Raw genomic sequence first — 24,832 nt, forward strand, 5'->3', positions numbered from 1 at the left:
TCGTTTAAAAATTGTTAATTTGATTGCATGACTATTAGTCATAACGGGCGTTAAAATGTTCCATCCATTTGCCCTGTACCTTCATTACCTGCTCTATAACATCGCGCACACAACCTGTTCCTCCGTTTTTGTGGGAGATGTATTTGCTAATCTCTTTTATCTCCGGTGCAGCGTCCTGCGGGCATGTAGGCAGGCCTACCAGCTGCATAACATGAAAGTCTGGAATATCATCACCCATGTATAACACCTGCTCAGGGTTAATATTGTATATATCTGTAAATTCATCAAAGGTTTCCACTTTATTCGGTACGCCAAGGTAAATATCAGTAATACCAAGGTTACGCAGCCTGATGCGTACACCTTCATTAAGACCGCCCGATATTATGCAAACTGTATATCCATTCTCCACAGCCGCTTTCATGGCATATCCGTCGCGAATGTTCATATTTCTTAGCATCTCTCCGGTAGGGGTTACGTGTATGTTACCGTCGGTCAATACGCCATCCACATCAAAAATGAATGTAGTAATGTCGTTCATTAATTCTTTATAGCTCTTAGCCATTTTTTGATTGTATAGAGTGAGTTAATAAGGTGTATATCGCTTTCTGGTTATCATCCTGTAAAAAATCAAGATGCCTTTGCAGCGTTGTAGTATCATTTCTTTTAGCTGGTCCTGTCTGGGCTTCAACAGGGGTAAGGGTGCTTATCTTAGTCGCAGTTTCCCATATCAAAGGCTTTAAGATGTCAAATGGAATATTGTTCTTTGTACAGATATCATTACCAACGGTATATAAATGATTGGTAAAGTTATTTACAAATACAGCAGCCAGATGAAGTGCCTGTCTTTGAGTAGTGCTGATGCTGTACGTTAACGGCGATATGCTTTTCGCAAGCTCCTCAAGCAGGGCATAATCTGACGGATCTTCTGTTTCAAGGCAGACAGGGATTTTAGTAAAATCAACCTCTTTATTCTTTGAAAAAGTTTGCAGCGGATAGAATACGCCTCTTCGGTTTTTGCTGTCTATGCTTTCCATAGCTGTACTGCCTGAGGTATGCACCACAAGCCGTCCGCTGAACGCAAGCTGCTCTGAAACACTATTGATAGCGTCATCGCTTACGGCTATGATATAGAGGTCGGATTCAGCAATCCGGTTAAAATCGTCGGTTACCGAGAGGTGCCCGTGCAAGTGTTGTAGCTTTTCAGTATTTCTGGCATATACCTGCGTAAGCTCCACTTTATCTGACTTTTGAAAAGCCCCGATAAGATGCTGCGCTACATTTCCCGAACCGATTATGACTACTTTTAACATGGTCGCTAAATTAGTAAAAAAGTTTCAGGTATTGGGAATGACAGAGTGTACTAAAATGACGAATTCAATACATCAATATGTATCTAAAAATTGCGTCGCATTTAAAAAACAAAATGCGTAACATTATTTTTTAATATGTTGATTTGTAAAGTTTTAAACATATCTAATTTTACGCACGAAAACCGTGTTTTGAGAACGTAAAGCGTAACATTAGAGTGCCTGAAAAAGCATGAAAAAACCCGTAAAACATTAGCTTTACGGGTTTTATATAAAAAAGGATGGTTAAATAGCGATTTTGGAAAAATTCCAAATTCTAAGCATCAAAAATCAAAGTTTAAGTCTTTGAAATTTGTTATTTGCTTTTTGAAATTTTAGTTATTAAGCATTACCGGCATAACCAGCATGGTAACTGTTTCACCTTCGTCAAGGCCATCTACCGGGGTAAGGATACCTGCGCGGTTTGGCAATGACATCTCAAGCATGATCTCGTCACTCTGAAGGTTGGTAAGCATCTCTGTAAGAAAACGTGAATTGAATCCAATCTGCATATCATCTCCTTGATAATCACAGGTTAAACGTTCTTCTGCTTTGTTTGAGTAATCAATATCTTCTGCAGAAATGTTAAGTTCAGTCCCTGCAATTTTAAGGCGTATCTGGTGCGTGGTCTTGTTAGAGAAAATAGCAACACGACGTACAGAACTTAGTATCTGAGTCCTGCTGATAAGCAGTTTGTTAGGATTTTCTTTTGGTATAACCGCTTCATAGTTAGGGTATTTGCCATCTATAAGTCGGCAGGTAAGCACATAGTTATCAAAAGAGAATGTCGCATTAGAGTCATTGTACTCTATTTTAACTTCTGCATCCGATGAACCAAGTATACCTTTAAGTATCGTTAATGGTTTTTTAGGCATGATGAAATCAGCTACCTGAGACGCTTTAACGTCTGCCCTTGAGTATTTTACAAGTTTGTGGGCATCTGTTGCAACAAAGATCAGGCCTTCCGGAGAGAACTGGAAGAACACACCCGACATTACAGGTCTTAAATCATCATTACCTGCAGCGAATATCGTTTTGCTTACAGCAGTTGCAAGCACTTCTGCCGGTACAAGGGTAGACGATGGGTCTTCAAGCGTCACCGCTTTAGGAAACTCATCTCCTGATGCATAAGCAAGTGCATACTTACCTGAGTTAGAGCTTATCTCTATAGTGTTGTTATCTTCAACTGTGAAGGTAAGTGGCTGCTCAGGGAATGTTTTTAGGGTTTCCAGTAACAATTTTGCAGGAACGGCAACGCTTCCTTTGCTTTCTGAATCAATCTCAAGCGTAGCAGACATAGTAGTCTCTAAGTCAGACGCTGATACTTTTAATTCTGTATTATCTAATTCAAAAAGGAAGTTGTCAAGTATAGGCAGCGTATTATTACTGTTAATAACACTTCCTAAAACCTGTAGTTGTTTTAGCAAATATGAACTGGATACTATAAATTTCATCTCTTTTTGGTTTATTTAATTGTAAAATTCGTCGATTTTACGTTTCACAAATATATCGTAATCAAATGGAATAGTGCAACATTTTTTATTAACACTACTTTGAATATTTCCTTTTCCTCAGGTAAGTGAACAACACCCCGAACAGCGCTAAAATGACTATTGGTAATCCGACAGTTATAAACTGTGCGGTAGAATAGTTGTCGTGAACTTTTTGTACATCCAGCATAGGAAGATCGACATCTTTACTGCGGATGTTAATAAGTCCCTTGTCGTCCAGCAGGTAGTTTACGCAGTTCATGATGAAACCTTTGTTGTCATAAAGATTGCCTGTCCACTTATCGTAACCAAGCTCCATTGGCTGGAATTCCTTATCCAATTGATTCTTTATGATATCACCGTCTGATATTACGATCATCTGTCCTGCTTTGTCCTCTTTTTTGTATGAAGGGTCTTTAAACGGCAGTACACGGTTTTCAAAAGCCGAATGAAATTTGCCTTCAAGCAGCACAGCTACAGGGATTGACCCTTTGCCAATATAGTCTTTAGGATTGCCTTCCTCCGAAACCATTTCAAGCTTTACCTCTACAGGCGTGCCTATTTTTTTAGAGTAGGGAGACGACTTTAAAAGTACTGTCTTCTTAATGTCATTCTTTAATATGTCTATTCCATTGGCAAATTCAAATCGTATACCGCTCATATTCTTAACGATAGGATTGTCTGAATCAGGATATACATACGGCGAGAATTTCCACGGATATTCCTGGTACTGCGTTTCGCTGCCCTGTGCACCCGAAGCAAGTTTGATACGCGTTGCCATTTCGTCTTTAACAAGGTCAGGATTGATCCTGAAGCCATATTTAAAGAATATGTCATTAAGGTTTAAGTCTTTAGGAAAAGCAAGCGTGCTGCCGGTAGAATTGTAAAGACTGTCCATTTCTATCTGCACAGCGTCAATCATCCATAGGGTTTTACCGCCGGCTACTATATACTGGTCTATTACCTGTTTTTCCTGCTCTGTAAAGGCTTCTGTTGGTTTTGCAATAACCGTAAGGTCATAGCCCTTAAGCTGCTTAAGGGTTCTCTCAGGGTCTTTTGCCACTGAATCCAATGTAAACGGAGCAATAAAATAACTCTCGCGAACGGTTTTGATGAAATCGCCCATAAGCCTGTCATTCATCTCGCCGTTACCTTTTATAATGGCAACCTTTTTCTCTTTTTCCTTCGTTACCTTATTTATAGCTTCGGTAATGGCATATTCAAGATGCTGTACAGAACTCACTACCTTTTCGGCAGTAGAAGCGCCAAGCATATTTTTAAGTAATGGCAGTTTTACAGTCTTCTTTTCGTAATTTACCATAGCCCATGGAAATACAACTTCCTGCGACTGTTTTCCCTTATCATCCACTGTAACACTAATAGGTGTCATACCCATTTTGTACAGTTCCTGTATAGCCTGGTCGCGTGTTTTTTCGTCGGCCAGCGGATTGGTAAAATTAAAGATGATGTTAGAATTGCGTGCGTGGAATTCTTCCAGAAGCTGCCTTGTTTCGTCCTGAAGCCTTTTAAATTCCCCCGGGAAATCTCCTTCAAGAAAAACATCTATGTATAATGGTTCCTGTACTTCTTCTACAATGCTAAGCGTGGTAGGCGAAAGGGTATAGCGCTTATCGTGGGTAAGGTCAAATCGTTTAAAGTAATAGATGCCTGCAAAGTTAAGCACAAGTAATACGATCGCTGTAAGCAGCAGCTGCTTAAGGTTTTTCTGTTTTCCTGTTTCCATTATCCTTTTAGCGATTTTAGTTTGTACACAGTTACTGACAGGAAGAACACTGCAATGCTTATAAAGTATATAACATCCCTTGTATCAAGTACGCCGCGGCTCATGCTCTTAAAATGGTAATCCATTCCTAATGCCGCAACAAAGCCGTTCATGCCGGTTACATAGCTTGCAATTCCTTCAAAACCAAAATAAAAAACAAAGCAGAAGAATACCGAAAGTATAAAGGCAACGATCTGGTTGTCAGAAAGGGTAGAGGTAAATATTCCTATAGCCGTGTACCCTGCAATAAGGAAAAGCAGTCCAAAGTAAGACCCTACGGTGCTTCCCATATCAATATTGCCTTCAGGATTCCCCAGCCAGGAAATAACAAGTACATATACAATTGTAGGCAGTAATGCCAGTACAATAAGTGTGAGTGCTCCAAAGAACTTACCATTTACGATCTGCCATATGCTTAAGGGTTTAGTAAACAACAGCTCTATTGTTCCCTGTTTCTTCTCATCAGAGAAACTACGCATGGTAACTGCCGGAATAAGGAAAATAAGTATCCAGGGCGAGATGGTAAAGAAAGGGCTAAGATCGGCAAAACCGCTGTTCAGGATATTAAAATCACCCTCAAAAACCCATAGGAAAAGACCATTGAGCAAAAGAAAAATCGCAATGACCAGATAACCTATCGGCGAACCGAAAAAGGATTTGATCTCACGTAATAATAATGCTTTCATTTAACTTTTACGTTTTATATTAATGATATTCTGTCATTTAACAGACTGGTGGTGCAAATCCTTAAAGAGATTCCTCAGCTACGCTGCGCTTCCTTCAGAATGACAAAACTTATATTTTATTTATTCTAATGTAACCAGTTTATCTACGCTCCATGCCTCCGGTTTCTGGCTAAAAAGCTGCTTTGTAAAGGCCCATACTTCTATGAACAGTTCAGAATTCCTGTAATTTTCCAGATCGGCTTCGTCTTCCCAGTAACTGTAGGTAAAAAATACGTTTGGGTTGTTTTTGTCCCTGTACAGTTCTAAGAAACGGTTGCCGGGGAAATTTCGTATATCCTGCTTAACCTGCTCAAAATTATTAAGAAAGGCTTCTACCTTATCTTCATGAAACCCCATTTTTACAATGCGTACAAACATACAGTTATTTTCAATTTAAATTTCAAATCACAAAAGACAAATTTCAAGTCGTTTTTTGACATATAACCAAATCATCAAACCATCAAATCAATTATCTGAAAACCACGTTAACGACATCCCTGAATTTTAGGCCAAGCAATGTATTTGCTGATCCTACCGTACTTGGATTACTGCGGTATATGGCAATTTCAAGAAAGCCGGCTTCGTTAAATATGGCCAGCTTATCGCCTTCGTGGTCTTTTATGGTGAAAGTCTCCCTTATTACAAAATCAGAATAGCCCTTACGTACCGACTTGATAGTCTTGGTACTAAACGTAATTTCAAAATCACGGCCTTTAGCAGCTTCTTTAACCATGCTGTGCGAAATATTTGTCACACAGTTACCAAAGTGGTCTATGTAGGCAATATATCCTTTTATAGAGTTGTTATCGGCAGCGACAATAGGCTGCAGCTCGTTCATCTCTTTAATTTCGGTAATCTCACGGCCTATAACACTTAGCTGTCCGCCCTTTGCAATATGGCACGCCACCATCACAAAAACATCCATTTCTGTGGCTCCCTCATTAAGTCGGTCGTGGATATTGATCTCAACTATTTTCTCAGGAAGTATCTTTTGGGTAAGTATGCTCAGGATACCGTTATCGGCACAAATAAAGTAATGATCATTCCATTGCATGACAATATGTTTGTTGTCATTGGTCAGCTCGGCATCCACACCTATTAGGTGCACGGTGCCTTTAGGAAAGCTATTGTATGCAGCGCCAACTATATAGCTGGCTTCTGATACATTAAAATGATCAATATTATGGGAAATGTCAATAATAACGGCTTCCTGATAGCCGGAAATAATTTTTCCCTTCAAAGCGCCCACAAAATGGTCCTTGAGGCCAAAATCGGTTGTAAGGGTAATTATTGACATAAAATTGTGTAAAACTTTTACAAAAAGCGAGATTTAATTTCACTAAATTTGATTGCAAAGCTAATAATTATATGGCTCATTTCTCTAATTAAAATCAACTGCTTTTGAACGAAAGAATAATTGAATTGACAGACATAGCTCCAAAAGATTTTTGGGGCGCTCAGGATTCTCATCTTGAAACCATTAAAAAATATTATCCTAAGTTAAAGATCGTAGCAAGAGGAACTACCCTTAAAGCCTTTGGCGAAAAAGAAATTCTTGACGAATTTGAAAAACGCTTTAAAAGGCTGATGCTTCATTTTACACGTTATAACAACATTGACGACAATGTAATAGAAAGGGTAATACAAAGTGACAACCAGGTAGAGCAAATGGACCCAAGCGATAAGATTTTAGTGCATGGGGTGGGTGGTAAGCTTATAAAAGCACTTACGCCAAACCAGCAGCTGCTTGTAGACTCTATGTATAAAAATGACATGGTGTTTGCTATAGGCCCTGCAGGTACGGGTAAGACCTATACCGGTGTGGCACTGGCTGTAAAAGCATTAAAAGAAAAGCAGGTAAAGCGTATCATATTAACCCGCCCGGCTGTTGAGGCAGGGGAGAACCTTGGTTTTCTTCCGGGGGATATGAAGGAGAAGCTGGATCCTTACATGCAGCCATTATATGATGCACTGCGTGACATGCTGCCACCACAAACATTAGAAGATTATATTTTAAAAGGGATAATACAGATAGCGCCGCTTGCGTTTATGAGGGGGCGTACGCTGGATAACGCCTTTGTAATATTAGATGAGGCGCAGAACACAACGCACTCGCAAATGAAAATGTTCCTTACCCGTATGGGCAAGAACGCCAAATTTATGATTACGGGTGACCCGGGGCAGGTAGATTTACCACGCCGCACGACATCCGGTCTTAAGGAGGCAATCCTTATCCTTAAAAATGTAGAGGGCATTGGTATCCTGTACCTTGATGATAAAGATATTGTACGCCACCGTCTTGTTAAGAGGGTTATTGAGGCTTATAAGAGCATTGAGAATTTGGATTAATTTCAGTGTGATGCCAGTGTTCTTTTGAATAATTGCAACCAATTTAATTCTATATAAAATGAAGAAGTTATTGTTAGTCGCTGCTCTTGCCTTTTGTGCAGGGATGTATGCACAGGAAACTGTTGTAAAAAAAGATAAAGACACTGAATTTAAAAGTGAGGTCATTAGTATTGATAAGGATACTAAAATGATGGAACTCTTAGATAATGCGTCATTTAAAACCGAAAAAATCAAAATTGAAAATGCCGATAAGATTGTGTTTAACATGGCTACAAATGAAATTGTAGTTACAGGTAAATACAAGTATTCCTTTGATGGCGAAGTAACCGTAGGTGCAATGGGTAAAAAGGAACTAAGATATAAACTGGGCGAAAGCACGGTTTATGTGAACTAAAAACTATACTAAATTAATATATATAAAGCCAGAGATTCAGGTTATCCTGTACTTTGGCTTTATTATTTTAGTAATTATATAACTTATTGCTTATAACTTTCTTATTTTTGCATCTTCAAAAAACTATAAACGTATAACAAGTTTCATGAATACCATAACAAGCACTGATTTCAATTTTCCGGGGCAAAAATCGGTTTACCGCGGTAAAGTAAGGGAAGTATACAATATTAACGATGAGCTATTGGTAATGGTGGCTACAGACAGGCTTTCTGCCTTTGACGTGGTTTTACCCAAAGGTATCCCTTACAAAGGGCAGATACTTAACCAGATAGCCACAAAATTTATGCGCCTTACTGAAGATGTGGTGCCTAACTGGCTTATTGATACTCCTGATCCAAATGTTGCTGTAGGTTTGCTTTGTGAGCCTTTTAAGGTAGAGATGGTTATACGCGGTTACCTTTCAGGTCACTCAGCGCGCGAATATGCTGCCGGTAAAAGAGTACTTTGCGGTGTGGAGCTTGTTGAAGGCCTTAAAGAGAATGATAAATTTCCTTCGCCAATAATCACGCCTACAACTAAGGCAGATAACGGTGAGCACGATATGGATATTTCGCGTGAGGACATCCTTGCTAACGGAATTGTATCTGAAGAGGATTACCTTGTACTTGAAAAATATACCCGTGCCCTTTTCCAGAGAGGTACCGAGATAGCTGCATCACGCGGACTTATACTTGTAGATACAAAATATGAATTTGGTAAAACCAAAGACGGCAGGATCGTTCTTATTGACGAGATACATACGCCGGATTCTTCACGCTATTTTTATGCTGAAGGTTACCAGCAACGCCAAAACAGTGGTGAATCGCAAAAGCAGCTTTCTAAGGAGTTTGTGCGCCAGTGGCTTATAGGTAACGGTTTTCAGGGTAAAGAAGGACAGCAGATTCCTGAAATGACAGATGAGTATATTGAGTCGGTATCAGAAAGATATATCGAATTATACGAAAACATACTTGGAGAGAAGTTCGCTAAAGCAGATATTACAAATATTGATGAGCGAATTGAAAAAAATGTTCTTGCTTTCCTGAACAAATAATTTACTCCACAAAATTGACAAAACCGCCTTATTTCTAGGGCGGTTTTGTTGTTTATGTATGCAGGCATAGTAAGTTTTGAATTGTTAAAATTTAGTTAAAGTAATCAAATACTGTAACGTTTACATGGTTGTGAGCGTCTATTACTTTAAACGATCTAATCAGTCGGATAAAAAAAATAATCATCAATTCAAAACAATCATCATCATGAAAAAATCGATCATTTATCTAGGCCTGGCTCTTGTAGCCTTTAGTAATGTAACTGTAGCAAATACACTTAGTACTGCTCCAAACGCAGAAATGGTTAGTACACACAAAACCGTTACGCCGCTTGGTATGGCAATTGCAAAGGGCGATGTTGCTGCTGTAAAAAAATTCATTGAATACGGTGCAGACATACATGAAAAATCTAACGGAATGACTCCGCTTATGATTGCTGCCCGTTATAACCAGGTGGAAATTGTTAAATTATTGCTTAGCAAAGGAGCGGATGTTAAAGCTAAAGACGAAAAAGGTATTTCTGCATTAAAATATGCAGAAGCATCTAATGCGGCCGAAGCTGTTGTTGTTATCAAACAGGCGTTAAATGCTTAATTAACAAAACTGTTGTAAAACAAAAAAAGCACCCGGAGGTGCTTTTTTTATGCTTTAAAATAAGAGAAGGTTTCTTCGTTTTCAATATTCAGGAGCGTTTCATAGATCAGTTTAATAACATTTTCCACATCGTCCCTGTGAACCATTTCTACTGTTGTGTGCATGTAACGCAACGGAAGCGAAATCAGTGCAGAAGCCACGCCGCCATTGCTGTAAGCAAAAGCATCGGTATCTGTACCGGTAACACGCGATGAAGCAAGCCTCTGGAAAGGTATCTCGTTCTTATTGGCAGTGTCTATTATAAGTTCCCTAAGATTGTTTTGTACAGCAGGAGCATAAGTAATAACTGGGCCTTTACCTATCTGGGTTTCGCCTTCAATACGCTTGTCAATCATTGGTGTTGTGCTGTCGTGGCATACATCAGTCACGATGGCAACATTTGGGCGAATGGTTTTAGTTATCATCTCTGCACCGCGAAGGCCAACTTCTTCCTGGACAGAATTAGTGATATAAAGTCCAAAAGGAAGCTTTTTTTTGTTTTCGTGAAGCAGTCGTGCAACTTCGGCAATCATGAACCCGCCAATGCGGTTGTCTATAGCACGGCATACGAATTTGTCATTGTTAAGGATCATGAAATCATCAGGATAAATGATAACGCAGCCTACATGAACACCAAGTTTTTCAACCTCTTCTTTAGTATTGCACCCGCAGTCAATGAAAATTGTTTCAATTTTAGCAGGTTCTTCTTTACCGCGGTTACGTGTGTGTATTGCCGGCCAGCCAAAGACACCTTTAACAATGCCGTTCTTTGTATGTATGTTTACCCTTTTAGAGGGGGCAATCATGTGGTCAGACCCACCGTTACGGATAACGTATATAAGGCCGTTTTCTGTGATGTAGTTTACATACCATGAGATTTCGTCGCTATGCCCTTCTATGACCACTTTATAAGGTGCATCGGGATTGATAACGCCTACGGCTGTACCATAAGTATCGGTAATAAAAGTATCAACGTAAGGTGTAAGGTATTCCATCCATATCTTCTGTCCTTCAGACTCGTATCCGGTAGGAGAGGGATTGTTTAAATATTGCTCAAGAAAAGCTACAGATGTATCCTTTAGTATGGTTTTTGAAGACATAAATTTAATTTTCCGCTAAAATATAAATTAGATTACAGAGTTAAGTATTATTGTATATTTTTGATATAAATTTTTAATAAATGAAAGCACGCATCTGCTTATTGTTTTTAATTGTAACTGCCTTTTGTGCCAATGCTCAGGTCGTAGCAAACGACACGATTAAAAGTGCTGAAAACGACTCTATTGCCCTTGCGTTTGAGATGAACGAGATCGTGATATCTAATGTAAAGGATACCATTTCGGAAGAAGAACGCAAAAATCTTATCCTGCTTAAACGAAGGACATTAAAGGTGTATCCGTTTGCCAAGACAGCGGCTGACAGGCTTACCATGCTCAATACCAACATGGAAAAGCTTAAGACTGATAAAGAGAAAAAGAAATATGCCAAGATCGTAGAAAAATATCTTGAAGATGAGTTTGAAGCCAGGCTGAAAAAACTATCCCGAAAAGAGGGACAGATACTCGTTAAGCTTATTTACAGGCAGACAGGTAAGAGCACGTTCAATCTTATTAAGGAACATAAAAGCGGCTGGAAGGCATTTTGGTCTAACCGTGTTGCCCATGTGTTTAACATTGACCTTAAAAAAGAATACAGCCCGGCAACAATACCTGAAGATTACCATATAGAAGGATTTTTAATCCAGGCCTTCAGAGAGCGAAGGCTGCCCGACCAACAGCCGGCATTTGCCATAAATTATAAGGCAATAACTCAGCAATGGCGCGAAAAGAATAAAAAAGAAGACTAATATAAACCGGACATTCAGTCCGGTTTTTTTTGTCATCTTTTATTTCAATTAAAAAAAAATATTGCAAGTCGTAGTAGGGATTTTAACATTGTAACTGTTTGATAAGCATAACAAATCAAACCTTTACTATGAAAGAACAAATACTTTTTCTGGCTTTCGTACTCTTGTCAGCGCTAAACGTTTTTGCGCAGGCAGAAGCTTATCCTGCACCGTCTATCCACCAATGCGGCAATGAGGTTTTTGACCTTACAGTACAGGATCTAATTATCTTAGGCAATCAAAGCCCTGATAATTATTCGGTAGAATATTATCTTAACCAGGCAGATGCAGTGGCTGGAGTAAACCAGATTGTAAATGCAATCGCATACGTATCGCCACAGCAGCAGACAATTTTTGCCAAGGTTGTAAACCTTACAAACGGAGACAATGATATAACAATATTTACTACGAGTTGGAGTTCGGGAGTGTTTGTACAGGAAATGGCAGATGTAACAGCCTGCGATGCCTATGAACTTCCGCCATTGCAGGTTGGTAGTTATTATCTTACCGCCGGAGGCATAGACCTGTTACCTTTAGGAACTTTGATTACAACGACCACAACCATTTATATTTATGCAGAGAACGACTTTGGTTGTTCTGACGAAGCAAGTTTTGTAGTTACCATAGATATGGCCCCCCAATTAAACCAACCGGAACCTTTATATGCCTGCGACGAGAACGGCGATGGTTTTGAAATTTTTAACCTTAATGATATTATTGATCAAATAGGCGAGGGTGTAGAAGGTGATTTCGTCTATACTTTTCATAATACGCTGGCGGATGCTGAAATGGGTACAAATGCTATTCCTAATACTGTGAATTTCGCTAATGTTGTTCCTAATACCCAAACGTTATATGTTGCTGCTATTCAAACAGGGACGGTAACAAATTGCCGATGGGTTTCTGGTTTTCAGATTATAGCTGCCGAATGTAACGATAATTCGGTGTCGGGTTTTGTCTCACTTAATTTAGATGGTGACTGTGATAGTTTTGAGGCTGCGGCATCAGGTATTCCGGTTTATTATACCCATAACGATAATGTTTACATTGTATATACCAATGCTGATGGATACTATAATTTTTTAAACGTACCTAATGGTAATGGCGTAGTGAGCGTAACATCTTCATCATCACTTACAGTAAGTCCGTCAACTCAAAACGTTTTGATGCCTGGCAATGAAGAAGAGGTAAACTTTTGCATTACACCTGTTGTAATAATGAATGATGTTTCCGTTACCCTTGTTCCAATTACGCAGGCACGCGCCGGTTTTGCAGCCTCTTATGCAGTTATATACCAAAATCTTGGCGCATTGCCAAAAAGCGGTACTATAACACTACAGTTTGATGCTTCAAAAATGACCTTTACAAATGCGCTTCCTGCAATGATGCAGTCAGGAAATACACTAACGCTTGATTATGAAGACCTGCTGCCTTTACAGACAAAAATAGCAACGGCTAACTTTATGGTGATGCTGCCGCAAGTTGTGCCAACAGGGAGCTTCTTAAACTTTACAGCTACTATTACACCGCTAGCAGACGATGAGAATCCTGTAGATAATGTATCTCTGCTGGATCAAATTGTTGTGGGATCTTACGACCCTAATGATATAGCTGTTAGGGAAGGTGAATTTATTAAGGAAGATGAGACAGGCAATTATCTTAATTACACTATCCGTTTCCAGAATAAAGGAACTGCTAACGCAGAAAATGTAAGGATTGAAACAATGCTTGACGAAGATTTGGACTGGGCTACTTTTGAAGCTATAGCTGCAAGCGATCCGTTTACGATTAAAAATACAAACGGACTTGTTGAGTTTGTTTTTAACGGTATAGATCTTCCTTTTGAAAGTGCCGATGAACCTGCAAGCCATGGTTATGTTATTTACAGGATCAAACCGAAAGCAACTGTTACTATTGGAGATGTTATGACAGCTCAGGCAGGAATATATTTTGATTTTAACGATGTTATCGATACCAATACAACTACTACTACAGTTACTGCATTGGCTGGATTAGCTGACACCGCAATTGATACTTTCACGGTATACCCTAATCCTGCATCGCAAAATGTAAATCTTCTGCTTGCAAATGGTGTTTCTTCATTCGGCGTAAGCGTGACAGATGTTCTTGGCAAAAAAGTACTTCACTCATCTTACCAGAACAATGAAGGTATTCTTAACATTTCAGCATTAAAATCAGGAATATATTTTGTAAGCGTAACTGTATCAGGAAAGCAGCAGACAAAAAAACTTATCGTGAAATAAAATTGATGCTTTAAAATACAAATGCCCTCGTAATGAGGGCATTTTTTATTTTTTAGCCTCTTCAATAACGGGCTTGTTCTTTTTGTATAAAGGTATAAAGTAGGAGAGGGAGTAATTAAACCCAACCCCAAAACTACCGTCATAAGTACGGTTAAACCCGGGAATATAAAGGTTATCAAAATCCTGAGGTTTTTTATCAGTGATCAGGAAGTTCAGTCGTACACTAAAACCCAAGTAGATATTATCATATACTTCCACTTTCATGCCTCCAACAATTTCTCCCCAGTGTGCCGAAAGGCTGCTGTATTTTCTATTGGGATATACCGTGACGTCAGGAAAATAATCGTTTTGGTCGTAAATAGTATAGGAGTTAAGGTTTTGGCTGAAAGATGAAAAACCATAACGGAAGCCAATGTAGATCATGTTTTCCATATCTAGCCAGTTTTCGTACGAGTTGATATCAACACCGGCTTTAAAATAACTTCCTTTTGTGGTGAAATTTACAAGGTCATCATCAATAGTAAAATCTGCCGTACCAATTTCTCCTGCAAAATATAATTTTTTAGTTAGCCTGTAATCGGCAACTATTTCAAAGCCTTTAAAGCCATCTTCATACAAAGACCTTGTAGCCCTGTGAAGATCTACGCCTATACGCAGCCCGTAGCGATCAGGATATATGGGCACACCCGTAGCTGTAGTATCTAAAGCTTTTTTCTCCTGTGCATTGCCTAAAAGTGAAGCCAGTAAAAATATACTAAAAATAGATGTTGATATGTGCTTCATTTTCGTTTTCTACGTTGGGATTAATTATATTTTTATCAGAAATAAAAGTACCCGGATTTTCAGGATGATGTGTTATAACCGGGTTGGGCGTATTTTCGGGATCCAGTAAAAATGTATTCCTGAAACCGCATGCACGGGAAACATACGTTTGCGTCCTTTTGTAACTGATTTCAAAATCATCAATAAAAGTTAATGAATCTGCGCCTGTTTGCGCCAGCCTGTATAGTATTGTCCATTTTACCTTATCAGCGTCATTTTTTAAAGGCATCTTAATTAAAGAATCACCTCTTCTAAATGGCAATGTGTCGTTTGTACCCTCAATGTACACCTTAAAGTTAGAAACACGCTTTACCTGTGTGGTGTTGTCCCGCTGATAAAAATTAACCACTAACTGTGGCGTTATAGGCGAACCATCGGCACATAAATCATCCTTTTCGCAGCTTAACAGGTAAGCGCTCACTATCAGTAAAACGGCTATTGATGCAACTAATCTTTTCATATAGGCTTTGCCTTATTGTTTATCGCTTTTCCAAAAGTACAACATTTTCCACATGGTGTGTTTGTGGGAACATATCTACAGGGCGCACACGTGTAACCTTATATTTTTCGTCCATAAGGGCGAGGTCACGTGCCTGTGTTGCAGAGTTACAGCTTACATAAACCACTTTTTCAGGGGCTATCTGCAATATTTGGTCTACAACATCTTTGTGCATTCCGTCACGCGGTGGGTCGGTAATAATAACATCCGGCCTGCCGTGTGTATTTATAAAGTCATCGTTAAAGACAACTTTCATGTCTCCTACAAAAAACTCGCAATTTGTAATATTGTTGCGTTTTGCATTCTCTTTAGCATCTGCAATCGCTTCAGGCACTGCTTCTACGCCAATAACTTTGCGTGCTTTTTTAGACACAAACTGTGCAATTGTTCCTGTTCCAGTATAAAGGTCATATACCAGCTCATTACCTGTAAGTCCTGCAAATTCACGGGTTATGCTGTATAGTTCGTAAGCCTGGTCAGAATTGGTTTGGTAAAATGACTTGGCATTGATACTGAATTTGAGCCCTTCCATTTCTTCAAGGATATAATCGCGCCCCATAAAAAGAACAACATCCTGATCGTATATCGTGTCGTTAGCTTTACTGTTTACTACATATTGCAGCGAAGTGATGTGCGGATAACGCTCTGCAAGAAAATTAAGAAGCAATTCCCTTTTTTCTTTATCATCTTCAAAAAACTGGATGAGCACCATGATCTCACCTGTTGATGCAGTACGTATCATAAGGGTGCGCAGCAGTCCTTCGTGGTTACGGGGATTAAAAAAGCTTAAACCATTTGCATTCGCAAATTCCCTTACACTGTTACGTATGCCATTACTTGGATCCTCCTGGAGGCTGCAGTGTGTAATGTCAAGTATTTTATCCCATGCTTTTGGGATATGGAAACCAAGGGCGTTGGCATCAGATATTTCTGCACCGCTATCTACCTCAGCCTGTGTTTTCCAGCGTGCGTTAGAAAACGAGAACTCCATTTTGTTGCGGTAATAGAATTGTTTTTCTGAACCCAGGATAGGATCAAAATCGGGTAGTTCTACTTTACCTATACGTTTAAGGTGGTTATAAACCTCCTGATTTTTATAAAATAACTGCTGGGAATACTGCATATTCTGCCACTTACAGCCGCCACATGAGCCAAAATGGCTGCATACAGGGTCTATCCTGTGTTCAGAATATTCATGAAAATTTATTGCCCTTCCTTCATAGTACGACTTTTTCTTCTTAAAAGTCTGTACATCAACTACATCTCCGGGTACCACATTAGGTATAAAGATCACTTTACCATCAGGAGCCTTTGCTACCGATACACCCTTTGCACCGGCATCTAGCACCGATATATTCTCAAATACAATCTTGTCTGTCTTCTTTCTTCCCATGGCGCAAAAATAAGGTATTATTCTAAAATTTAGATACATTTGTTACAATCTCATAAAACAATTTACATGCCTGTATACTTAGCCCTTCTCCGCGGCATAAATGTGAGCGGAAAAAAGATAATAAAGATGGAAGACCTTCGCAGGCTGATGACTGACGCAGGATATCTTAACGTTAAAACCTATATACAGAGCGGTAATGTAATTTTTGAAGGCAGTCAATCCTCAGGAAAAGAAATTGGATTGGCTATCGAAGCAGTGATAGAGAGGCATTATGGCTTTGAAGTTTCTGTTTTTGTATTGCAAAAAGAGGCTCTTGAAAGTGCCGTAGATAATAATCCTTATGCTGAGGGTAGGGAAGAGGAACCGGCAGGATTTAAGAAGCTTTATGTAACTTTTTTATCTGACACGCCCTCACAGGAGAATTTTGAAAAATTACTGCAGGCACCTATAGGCAAAGACCTTATTGATCTGGAAGCTGATATACTTTATTTTAGGCTGGAATCTAAAGCTTCTGACTCTAAGTTGTCCAATAATCTTACAGAAAGTAAGTTAAAAGTAAGGGCCACGACACGTAACTGGAATACTACACTAAAGTTGCTTTCTATGATGGAGTAAGAGTTTTAATATTTTGTTAAAACTTACATAGCCAGCATCTTAATTGATTAATTTAGGAGGAATAAACCAAATCTAAATTTAATACATGAAAAGAAATGCCACAGCAGTATGGGCTGGTTCGCTAAAAGAAGGTGCCGGTAAGATAACTACACAAAGCAATGTTTTAAGCAATACGCAATATTCGTTTAAAACACGTTTTGAAGATGGTAACGGTACTAACCCGGAAGAACTGGTTGCAGCTGCCCATGCAGGATGTTTTACAATGCAGCTTACTGCATATATAAATGAAGCAGGCTATAATGTAGCCTCAATAGAAACAAAGTGCGATATTGATTTCCAGAACGGAAGTATTGTAGGATCGCACCTCTCTGTACTTGCCAGGGTTGATGATATAGAAACTGATGAGTTTCAGCAGCTGGTTACCAAAGCGGAAACTACCTGCCCAGTATCTAAGCTGTTAAACACGGCAATCACATCTAATGCAACATTAGTAAGGAGTTAAGTTGATTTTTGATTTCATATGAGGTCCCGCGCAAGTGGGACCTTTTTCGTTTACAGGAATTCTTATCTTTGGGTACACCAAGAGAATTACCAATGAACCGTTTTGACAGGATAACCGCAATATTGATTCAGCTGCAGTCTAAAAAAGTTGTAAAGGCACAGGATCTTGCCGACAGGTTTGATACCAGCCTGCGTACCATTTATCGTGATATACGCACGCTGGAAGAGGCGGGTGTTCCACTGTATGGCGAAGCAGGTGTAGGATATTCTATAGTTGACGGTTACAGGCTGCCGCCGGTAATGTTTACCAAGGAAGAGGCTGTAGCTTTTATTACGGCAGAAAAACTGATGTCTAAGTTTACCGATAACGAACTGAACAAAAATTTTGGCTCGGCAATGTATAAGATAAAAGCTGTACTGAGGGGAACGGAAAAAGACCTTGTGGAAAATCTTGAGGAGCAGATAGTAGTAGTACAAAAGCCAAATTATGTGTCTCCTCCCGGCAATATCCTGGATATATTGCTAAAGGCAATAGCCGATAAAAAAGCAGTTAAGATTACCTACAAGGCTTTTGCTAACGACAGCAGCGAACGCATTATAGAACCCATAGGTGTTTTTCACGAAAACGACTTTTGGTATACTATAGGGTTCTGTCATTTACGTCAGGAGTACCGTCAGTTCAGGATAGACAGGGTGTTGTCTATCGCGCTTACAAATCTCGATCAGGAAGACAGGGCATCACTAAAAGAATTTCAGGAGCTGAGAAAAACAATGAAATCAGGGTTTGTAACGCAAAAAGCGGTGATTCGGGTAGATAAAAGTGTTGCCGTATATATGCAGGACAGAAAATATTTTTACGGCTTTGTATCTGAAATTGAAACAGATGATTATATAGAAATGACTTTTCTCTCCATGTCGGTAGAAGAAGGCCTTGCAAGATGGTTTTTGATGTATGCTGATTACGCAGAGATTGTAGAGCCGCAGGCACTTAAGGATAGTGTTGCAAAACTTCTGGAAAAAATTACGGCTAAAATAGCTGTTGCTAACGATGAAGATTCAGTCTGATTATCAAAAATGTTTCTCCTTTTACAAATTATGTTTTTTGATTGCATTTAATGCAGATTAAATAGCGGATAATTTTATTTTTGTTAATTTGCAGGCTCAATAAGGATGATTTCTCTCCAATAAGAAGGAATTGCTGTTTGAAAAACAAAAACAATACGACTAATGTCAGTTTTAGAAAAATTAAGCTCGGCTGATGCCATTGCTTTAGAAGACAAGTACGGGGCACATAACTACCACCCGCTTCCGGTAGTTTTAAGCAGGGGAGAAGGTGTAAATGTATGGGATGCTGAAGGCAAAAAATATTATGATTTCTTATCAGCCTATTCAGCGGTAAACCAGGGGCATTGCCACCCAAAGATTGTAGATGCCATGGTTAAACAGGCACAGACATTAACCCTTACCTCAAGAGCGTTTTACAACGACCAGTTGGGCAGGTATGAAGAGTTTGTTACCAAATACTTTGGTTTTGACAAAGTGCTGCCAATGAACACGGGGGCTGAAGCGGTGGAAACAGCCATTAAGCTTTGCCGTAAATGGGCTTACGAGAAAAAAGGAATTGCAGAGCAGGAAGCTAAAATCATAGTGTGCGAAAACAATTTCCACGGAAGGACAACAACGATCATTTCGTTCTCTAACGATGAGAATGCAAGGAAAAACTTCGGCCCTTATACAGCCGGGTTCATTAAGATACCTTATGATGATGTTCAGGCGCTTGAAGAGGTACTGAAATCTGAAAAAAATATAGCAGGATTTCTTGTGGAGCCTATTCAGGGTGAAGCAGGTGTATATGTTCCTGCCGAAGGCTATCTAGCCCAAACAAAACAACTATGTGCAGCCCATAATGTGCTTTTTATTGCTGATGAAGTCCAGACAGGTATTGCGCGTACAGGTAAACTGCTTGCAGTTCACCATGAAAATGTTCAGCCTGATATCCTTATATTAGGTAAAGCGCTTTCAGGAGGTGCATATCCGGTATCGGCAGTACTGGCTAACGATGAGATAATGAATGTAATCAAACCGGGTCAGCACGGATCTACCTTTGGAGGTAACCCTGTAGCATCTGCGGTTGCTATAGCAGCCCTTGAAGTGGTACAGGATGAAAAACTTGCCGAAAATGCCGATGCAATGGGGCAGCTTTTCCGTGATAAAATAGATGAATATATTGCTGAAAGTAATATTGTAACGCTGGTAAGGGGTAAAGGCCTTCTTAATGCTATTGTTATAAACGACGATGAAGACAGCTCTACTGCATGGGATATTTGCGTTGCATTAAAAGATAATGGCCTTTTAGCAAAGCCTACACATGGTAATATTATCCGTTTTGCGCCGCCGTTAGTAATGACTGAAGAACAGCTTTTAGACTGTGTTGCTATTATTACCAAAACACTGGCGGCATTCGAAAAATAAACTTTTACAGTTCACTAACTACCCAATATAATGGAAACCAATTCATCATTTGAAACTTTTGAAATGCAGATTACCGAAACTGCAAAGGGCTTTTTAAAATCAGCGGCAGGCTGGGGGATGTTCCTCTCTATTGTAGGATTTGTGTGCATTGCGTTTGGTCTTTTAGGCTCTCTGGCAATTATGACTGCAGGAGATGCTTTTAAAGCAATGCCGGGCGCAGCCGGGTTAATGTCTGCAATTTCGTTAGGGGTTACGATGCTCGTTTTTATTATACTGTTATTCTTTCCGGTATTTTATCTTTTTAAATTTGCCACTACAACAAAACAGGCAGTTTTAGAAAATAATACACAGGGAATTACGAAGGCTTTCGGCAACCTGAAATCTTATTTCTTATGGTCTGGTATCCTTACTATTATATGGATTGTATCTTATATAGGGTTTGTTGGCATTTTTGCAGCTTCAGTTGCATCAGCACGAGGAATATAAGCCGTCAGATATAGAATACAAATCCCGTAAAATCTGACTTTGGTTTTACGGGATTTTTTATTTTCTGAATGATGTATCAATTAAATGTCTGGCGAAATTCCAAAGGTGATATCAATACTTTCTTTTTAAAGAGCTTGTTGAAAGACTGCGGATATTCAAAACCTAATTGATAGGCGATTTCAGCCACAGATAGACCTGTTGTTGAGAGATATTCTTTTGCCTTCTCTATAAGTTTATCATGTATATGCTGCTGTGCACTCTGTCCTGTTACAGACCGTAACATATCACTTAAGTAATGTGCGCTCACATTCAGGCTTCCGGCTACATAATCTACAGTAGGCAAACCGCTTTTTAAAGTCTCGTCATTATCAAAGTGCCTGTTAAGTAACAACTCCATTCTAGAAAGCAGGTCGTGGCTTGCTGTTTTTCGGGTAATAAACTGCCTTTCATAAAAGCGCTTACTATAATTTAGCATCAAACCGACCTGGGATAGTATAATATCCTGTGTGTGGCTATCTATATGTTGATGCTCCTCATTTATCTTTTCAAAAATCGCTACAATATTTTTTTCCTCTCTATCAGACAGGTGCAGGGCTTCATTAACAGCATAAGAGAAAAATTTATAATTATTTATGTTAGTTGCCAGTGGATGCCCATATAAAAAGTCAGGATGTATAAGTAATGTGAGGCCATTTCCCTGAGCAGACTTTAATTCCTCAGGGGTGTTTGCGTCAAGCGATTGTACCTGTCTGGGTGCAATGAAAGTCATTAACCCTTTATCGTAGTCGTAATACTGCTGACCGTATTTCACTTTTGTAGCTACATTTCTTTTAAGCGAAATGCAGTAAAAGTTTAATGCAAACTGCTTCCAGGTATTAACGTACTCAAGATGCATATCTGCAACATTCACAATACTTATTAACGGATGGTGAGGATCAGGAAGTCCTGTTAGCTGATGAAAATCATTTATGGAATTAATTATTGTCATGGTATATCACTTCTGGATTACTACTCTTAAGCGAATGGACTTATGTACAAATTTACCCAAATAATTGCTTACCTATCTCTTTTCTAAAATCTTCAGCACCTATTTCGTTACGCCTTGCAAACATCGTATTGGCATCGGTTCCCGCTACATATCGTACCTGGTCTTTGCCATCGGTTGCTGCTTCATAAACAACTTCGGCTATTTTGTCTGCGGTTGCGGCACTCTCCATCATAGCATCAATATTACCAAAAAGCTTAACTTCAAGCCCTTTATATGCCGGATGAGAAGTGCTTTCAAGAGATCTGCCTAAAAAATCGGTAACTATTCCACCAGGGGCAATCGTTTTTATACCAATATTGTACTGGCCCAGTTCAAACGACATGCTTTCTGACCACCCTTCTACACCAAATTTAGTTGCATGGTACAATGAATGCAGTGGGAATCCCATAAAACCACCCATTGACGTTGTGCTTATAAACAGGCCGGCCTTTTTTTGCCTGAAGTAAGGTATAAAAGCCTGTGTAACCCTGATCACACCTAGCAGGTTAGTATTTACCTGGTTGAGTATCTGTTCGTCGGTCAGAACTTCCAACGCACCCATAAGGCCATATCCGGCATTATTAAACACAACGTCTATATTATGCGTTGAGACAGCTTCATTTACCGTTTGCTTGATCTGTTGCAGGTTGGTTACATCCAGTGGTAGGAGCGTCACATTTGATAGTTTAGTCAGCTCAATCTCTTTTTCTGGCGAACGCATTGTTGCAATTACAGCCCAGCCTTTTGAATGGAATAGTTTTGCTGTTGCTTTACCCAATCCCGATGATGCCCCTGTTATAAAAATGGTTTTCATTGTTTTGCTATTTAAATTATAAAGCAAAATTCGGAAGGAAAGAGGTTTCGCATGTATCCATATCGTAGTTCATAGTGTCCATATCGTAGGTAACATAGGAACAGATTTAGGTTAGGTTTAAGCGATACCTTTTAATACTAAATAAAAAAACCTTTAAATATCGCTATTTAAAGGTTTGATTTTCAGCGGAGAAAGAGGGATTCGAACCCCCGGACCTGTTACAGTCAACAGTTTTCAAGACTGCCGCAATCGACCACTCTGCCATTTCTCCAGTAAGTCTCGCAACAATTGCTCATTGCGGTTGCAAATATAACAAGGTTTTTCGTTTCTGCAAATAAATAGTACTTTTATTTATCGCATAAATTTCGAAAAATAATTAGCCTGTTATTGTGTTTTTAACAGCTTATTCTATAAGACAAATTGTAAAAGTTGTTGAGTCCTTTTCAGTCAGGTAATTAAGGTAGCCGCCATGGGCTTCAATTATATTTTTAGACAGGGTAAGGCCAATACCGGCACCTTCTGTTCGGGCGGTAAAAAATGGTAAAAATATCTTGTCTTTTATACCAGTGTCAATACCATTGCCGGTATCAGTGCGTTTGCTTCGCCTAACCGGATAACGAACCTGTTCTGTATAACCTGTAACAGCTTAGACTGCAGGTGCAGCGGAACGTTACCTATTTCATCGAGAAAGATAGTACCATTATTAGCGAGTTCAAAACGTCCCGGACTATCGACCTTGGCATCCGTAAATGCTCCTTTAGAATAAACGAAGAGTTCACTTTCAAAAATACTATCGCTCAGGGAAACTAAATCAACATGCATAAATGGATGCGAGGCGCGATTTGAATGTTAATGTATATAATTTGCCATTACATATTTACCTGTACCGTTTTCGCCTAATATCAATACGTTTGCTTCTGTTTTGGCAACTTTTTCGGCTAATGCATACGCACGTTTTATAACTGTGTATTCGCCAAAGAAAACCAATTCTTTTTTAGGAAGATTGGCTTCTTTTTTGCGTTCTTTCCTGCTTTCTTCAACCGCCAATTTTGCTATATTAATCAGTTTTTCGTTATCCCACGGTTTAAGTATGTAATCAAAAGCACCAAGTTTACTTCCCACAACGGCAGTTTCTACTTTGCTAAAAGCCGTCATGAGAATTACTACGGTTTGCGGAGAAAAAGTTTTTATCTCTTTAAGGGCATAAATACCTTCGCGCCCATCCTCAAAGCCTATGCGGTAATTCATATCAAAGCATCGCCACATCAACAGGGTTTTCGGCAAGCGCATCCAGTATTTTAGGGTTGTTCAGCGTATAAATGGTCTCAAAATGTTTTTTTAAAACCATTTTTGAGGCACAAAGTATGGCTTCCTGGTCATCGATGACTAAAATTGCTGCCTGTGTTTTTTTCATTACTATACGTTTTTGGACACTCCTAAATTTTGTCAAATTTTCAATCACTGTTATTCAGTTGTTTGCAACTTTTAAAATTGTGGCACAATATTGCACTATTGTAAGATAAATATGCTAAAATGGACACAAAAAGATGTAAACATAGGTAGTAAGCCGAAAGGCAATCTTTATGATATGCAGGTTAGCTATAACCAGGAAGACAATTCTATAACCCAAACGATACAGTTGCTTTTTAATCATAAACTGGCGGTATTACAACTTATGAACGTTATGGATATAAATCTGATACTATTAATTTCGCCGCGATAGAAGAGGTTGATCTCTCCCAAAAAGAGGCAGCAGTAATTTATGAAAACGCTTTACAGCATTACCCAAAGATACATTTTGCACAATTTGCATCTGATGTTGCAAAGAAAAACATTGCTATAGAAAGAAATGCTATTTGCCGGTAATAGGCGCTTTTTACGTTTATTCTTCATTCTATTATCTTCCTTTAAATCAGCCGGGCAACGTTGTAAATCCGTTTTGGACACAAATTAACGATAACAAGAATCATTATATAGGCCTAAGATTTTCCATGCCAATATTTAACGGTTTTAAAACCAGCCGCAATGTTCAGCTTGCAAAGCTTGAGTTTCAGAAAAAGAATGTTGAGGCAGAACAGGAAAAGATAAAGCTGCGCCAGCTGATTGAACAGGAAACGGCTAAAAAATATCAAAACGAAACCTTGCATTAAAACTGGAGCAAACAAGGTCATATGCCCAAAAATCGTTTGAAACTACTCAGGCAAAATTTAGTAGCGGCCTTATAGAAGCTATTGTTTTTACAT

The 24,832-nt window shown here is 39.1% G+C and carries 27 protein-coding genes, 1 tRNA gene and 1 pseudogene; 13 read left to right on the top strand and 16 right to left on the bottom strand.

What is annotated here, in order from left to right:
* Positions 1-34 precede the first annotated feature (34 nt).
* The 7 genes from R1T16_RS00940 to R1T16_RS00970 form a co-directional block, all read right to left on the bottom strand.
* Positions 35-562, bottom strand: a complete 528-nt coding sequence (locus R1T16_RS00940; RefSeq protein WP_317499180.1) for an HAD-IIIA family hydrolase — start codon at positions 560-562, stop codon at positions 35-37.
* Positions 555-1,310: a Rossmann-like and DUF2520 domain-containing protein gene (locus R1T16_RS00945; protein ID WP_317499181.1), complete on the bottom strand. Its 756-nt coding sequence runs from the start codon at positions 1,308-1,310 to the stop codon at positions 555-557. Before R1T16_RS00945 ends, R1T16_RS00940 begins: the two co-directional genes overlap by 8 nt.
* A gap of 371 nt (positions 1,311-1,681) precedes the next feature.
* On the bottom strand, positions 1,682-2,800 hold the full coding sequence (dnaN, locus tag R1T16_RS00950) for a DNA polymerase III subunit beta (RefSeq protein WP_317499182.1): 1,119 nt from the start codon (positions 2,798-2,800) through the stop codon (positions 1,682-1,684).
* 94 nt (positions 2,801-2,894) lie between these two features.
* On the bottom strand, positions 2,895-4,580 hold the full coding sequence (gldG, locus tag R1T16_RS00955; protein WP_317499183.1) for a gliding motility-associated ABC transporter substrate-binding protein GldG: 1,686 nt from the start codon (positions 4,578-4,580) through the stop codon (positions 2,895-2,897).
* Positions 4,580-5,305, bottom strand: coding sequence for a gliding motility-associated ABC transporter permease subunit GldF (gene gldF, locus R1T16_RS00960; RefSeq protein WP_317499184.1), 726 nt, complete (start codon positions 5,303-5,305; stop codon positions 4,580-4,582). The genes gldG and gldF overlap by 1 nt, the downstream gene beginning before the upstream one ends.
* 120 nt (positions 5,306-5,425) lie before the next feature.
* On the bottom strand, positions 5,426-5,722 hold the full coding sequence (locus R1T16_RS00965; RefSeq protein WP_317499185.1) for an antibiotic biosynthesis monooxygenase family protein: 297 nt from the start codon (positions 5,720-5,722) through the stop codon (positions 5,426-5,428).
* Positions 5,723-5,813: 91 nt separating this feature from the next.
* Positions 5,814-6,641, bottom strand: a complete 828-nt coding sequence (locus tag R1T16_RS00970) for an SAM-dependent chlorinase/fluorinase (protein WP_317499186.1) — start codon at positions 6,639-6,641, stop codon at positions 5,814-5,816.
* 104 nt (positions 6,642-6,745) lie between these two features.
* Here R1T16_RS00970 and R1T16_RS00975 point away from each other — a divergent pair, with 104 nt between their 5' ends.
* The 4 genes from R1T16_RS00975 to R1T16_RS00990 all read left to right on the top strand — a co-directional run bounded on the left by R1T16_RS00975 (position 6,746) and on the right by R1T16_RS00990 (position 9,772).
* A complete protein-coding gene (locus R1T16_RS00975; protein ID WP_317499187.1) occupies positions 6,746-7,693 on the top strand; it encodes a PhoH family protein in 948 nt (315 codons plus the stop codon).
* Positions 7,694-7,751: 58 nt separating this feature from the next.
* Positions 7,752-8,087 carry a hypothetical protein gene (locus tag R1T16_RS00980; protein ID WP_317499188.1) on the top strand — a complete coding sequence of 112 codons (336 nt, stop codon included), beginning with the start codon at positions 7,752-7,754 and terminating at the stop codon, positions 8,085-8,087.
* A 145-nt stretch (positions 8,088-8,232) separates the two neighbouring features.
* Positions 8,233-9,180, top strand: coding sequence for a phosphoribosylaminoimidazolesuccinocarboxamide synthase (locus R1T16_RS00985; protein ID WP_317499189.1), 948 nt, complete (start codon positions 8,233-8,235; stop codon positions 9,178-9,180).
* Between the two features lie 205 nt (positions 9,181-9,385).
* Positions 9,386-9,772 (top strand): ankyrin repeat domain-containing protein, encoded by a 387-nt coding sequence (locus R1T16_RS00990; RefSeq protein WP_317499190.1) that lies wholly within the window; start codon positions 9,386-9,388, stop codon positions 9,770-9,772.
* A gap of 47 nt (positions 9,773-9,819) precedes the next feature.
* Here the strand turns inward: R1T16_RS00990 and R1T16_RS00995 are convergent, their stop codons facing one another.
* Positions 9,820-10,911 (bottom strand): M42 family metallopeptidase, encoded by a 1,092-nt coding sequence (locus R1T16_RS00995; RefSeq protein WP_317499191.1) that lies wholly within the window; start codon positions 10,909-10,911, stop codon positions 9,820-9,822.
* An 80-nt stretch (positions 10,912-10,991) separates the two neighbouring features.
* On the opposite strand from R1T16_RS00995, the gene R1T16_RS01000 reads away from it, so the two are divergent.
* Positions 10,992-11,657, top strand: a complete 666-nt coding sequence (locus R1T16_RS01000; RefSeq protein WP_317499192.1) for a DUF4294 domain-containing protein — start codon at positions 10,992-10,994, stop codon at positions 11,655-11,657.
* A gap of 128 nt (positions 11,658-11,785) precedes the next feature.
* Positions 11,786-13,960 (top strand): T9SS type A sorting domain-containing protein, encoded by a 2,175-nt coding sequence (locus tag R1T16_RS01005; RefSeq protein ID WP_317499193.1) that lies wholly within the window; start codon positions 11,786-11,788, stop codon positions 13,958-13,960.
* A gap of 45 nt (positions 13,961-14,005) precedes the next feature.
* On the opposite strand, the gene R1T16_RS01010 is transcribed toward R1T16_RS01005, so the two are convergent.
* The 3 genes from R1T16_RS01010 to rlmD are packed head-to-tail and all read right to left on the bottom strand — an operon-like array spanning position 14,006 to position 16,674.
* A complete protein-coding gene (locus R1T16_RS01010) occupies positions 14,006-14,743 on the bottom strand; it encodes a DUF6048 family protein (protein WP_317499194.1) in 738 nt (245 codons plus the stop codon).
* Entirely contained in the window at positions 14,715-15,242 is a 528-nt protein-coding gene (locus R1T16_RS01015; protein WP_317499195.1) for a DUF6452 family protein, read from the bottom strand. The genes R1T16_RS01010 and R1T16_RS01015 overlap by 29 nt, the downstream gene beginning before the upstream one ends.
* 19 nt (positions 15,243-15,261) lie before the next feature.
* Positions 15,262-16,674 carry a 23S rRNA (uracil(1939)-C(5))-methyltransferase RlmD gene (rlmD, locus tag R1T16_RS01020; protein ID WP_317499196.1) on the bottom strand — a complete coding sequence of 471 codons (1,413 nt, stop codon included), beginning with the start codon at positions 16,672-16,674 and terminating at the stop codon, positions 15,262-15,264.
* A 66-nt stretch (positions 16,675-16,740) separates the two neighbouring features.
* On the opposite strand from rlmD, the gene R1T16_RS01025 reads away from it, so the two are divergent.
* From R1T16_RS01025 to R1T16_RS01045, 5 genes are all read left to right on the top strand, one after another.
* A complete protein-coding gene (locus R1T16_RS01025; RefSeq protein ID WP_317499197.1) occupies positions 16,741-17,289 on the top strand; it encodes a DUF1697 domain-containing protein in 549 nt (182 codons plus the stop codon).
* Between the two features lie 85 nt (positions 17,290-17,374).
* The gene (locus tag R1T16_RS01030; protein ID WP_317499198.1) at positions 17,375-17,791 is read left to right on the top strand and encodes an OsmC family peroxiredoxin; all 417 of its coding nucleotides are present in this window, start codon (positions 17,375-17,377) and stop codon (positions 17,789-17,791) included.
* 68 nt (positions 17,792-17,859) lie between these two features.
* Positions 17,860-18,855, top strand: coding sequence for a YafY family protein (locus R1T16_RS01035; protein ID WP_317499199.1), 996 nt, complete (start codon positions 17,860-17,862; stop codon positions 18,853-18,855).
* Positions 18,856-19,017: 162 nt separating this feature from the next.
* Complete coding sequence (rocD, locus tag R1T16_RS01040; protein WP_317499200.1) at positions 19,018-20,262, top strand: ornithine--oxo-acid transaminase; 1,245 nt, start codon at positions 19,018-19,020, stop codon at positions 20,260-20,262.
* A gap of 30 nt (positions 20,263-20,292) precedes the next feature.
* Positions 20,293-20,748 carry a hypothetical protein gene (locus R1T16_RS01045; RefSeq protein WP_317499201.1) on the top strand — a complete coding sequence of 152 codons (456 nt, stop codon included), beginning with the start codon at positions 20,293-20,295 and terminating at the stop codon, positions 20,746-20,748.
* A gap of 76 nt (positions 20,749-20,824) precedes the next feature.
* Here the strand turns inward: R1T16_RS01045 and R1T16_RS01050 are convergent, their stop codons facing one another.
* From R1T16_RS01050 to R1T16_RS01070, 5 genes and pseudogenes are all read right to left on the bottom strand, one after another.
* Positions 20,825-21,736, bottom strand: coding sequence for a helix-turn-helix transcriptional regulator (locus R1T16_RS01050; protein WP_317499202.1), 912 nt, complete (start codon positions 21,734-21,736; stop codon positions 20,825-20,827).
* A 52-nt stretch (positions 21,737-21,788) separates the two neighbouring features.
* Positions 21,789-22,589 (bottom strand): SDR family oxidoreductase, encoded by an 801-nt coding sequence (locus R1T16_RS01055; RefSeq protein WP_317499203.1) that lies wholly within the window; start codon positions 22,587-22,589, stop codon positions 21,789-21,791.
* 186 nt (positions 22,590-22,775) lie between these two features.
* A tRNA-Ser gene (locus tag R1T16_RS01060) sits at positions 22,776-22,860 on the bottom strand.
* 132 nt (positions 22,861-22,992) lie between these two features.
* The gene (locus tag R1T16_RS01065) at positions 22,993-23,163 is read right to left on the bottom strand and encodes an ATP-binding protein (protein WP_411162013.1); all 171 of its coding nucleotides are present in this window, start codon (positions 23,161-23,163) and stop codon (positions 22,993-22,995) included.
* 17 nt (positions 23,164-23,180) lie between these two features.
* Positions 23,181-24,003: pseudogene (locus R1T16_RS01070) on the bottom strand (sigma-54-dependent transcriptional regulator); the annotation flags it as partial.
* Positions 24,004-24,114: 111 nt separating this feature from the next.
* Between R1T16_RS01070 and R1T16_RS01075 the strand changes: the two are divergent.
* Positions 24,115-24,312, top strand: coding sequence for a hypothetical protein (locus R1T16_RS01075; RefSeq protein WP_317499204.1), 198 nt, complete (start codon positions 24,115-24,117; stop codon positions 24,310-24,312).
* 133 nt (positions 24,313-24,445) lie between these two features.
* Complete coding sequence (locus R1T16_RS01080) at positions 24,446-24,739, top strand: TolC family protein (protein WP_317499205.1); 294 nt, start codon at positions 24,446-24,448, stop codon at positions 24,737-24,739.
* Positions 24,740-24,832 lie beyond the last annotated feature (93 nt).

It is taken from the genome of Flavobacterium sp. DG1-102-2 (genome assembly GCF_033042555.1).
Taxonomy (GTDB): domain Bacteria; phylum Bacteroidota; class Bacteroidia; order Flavobacteriales; family Flavobacteriaceae; genus Flavobacterium.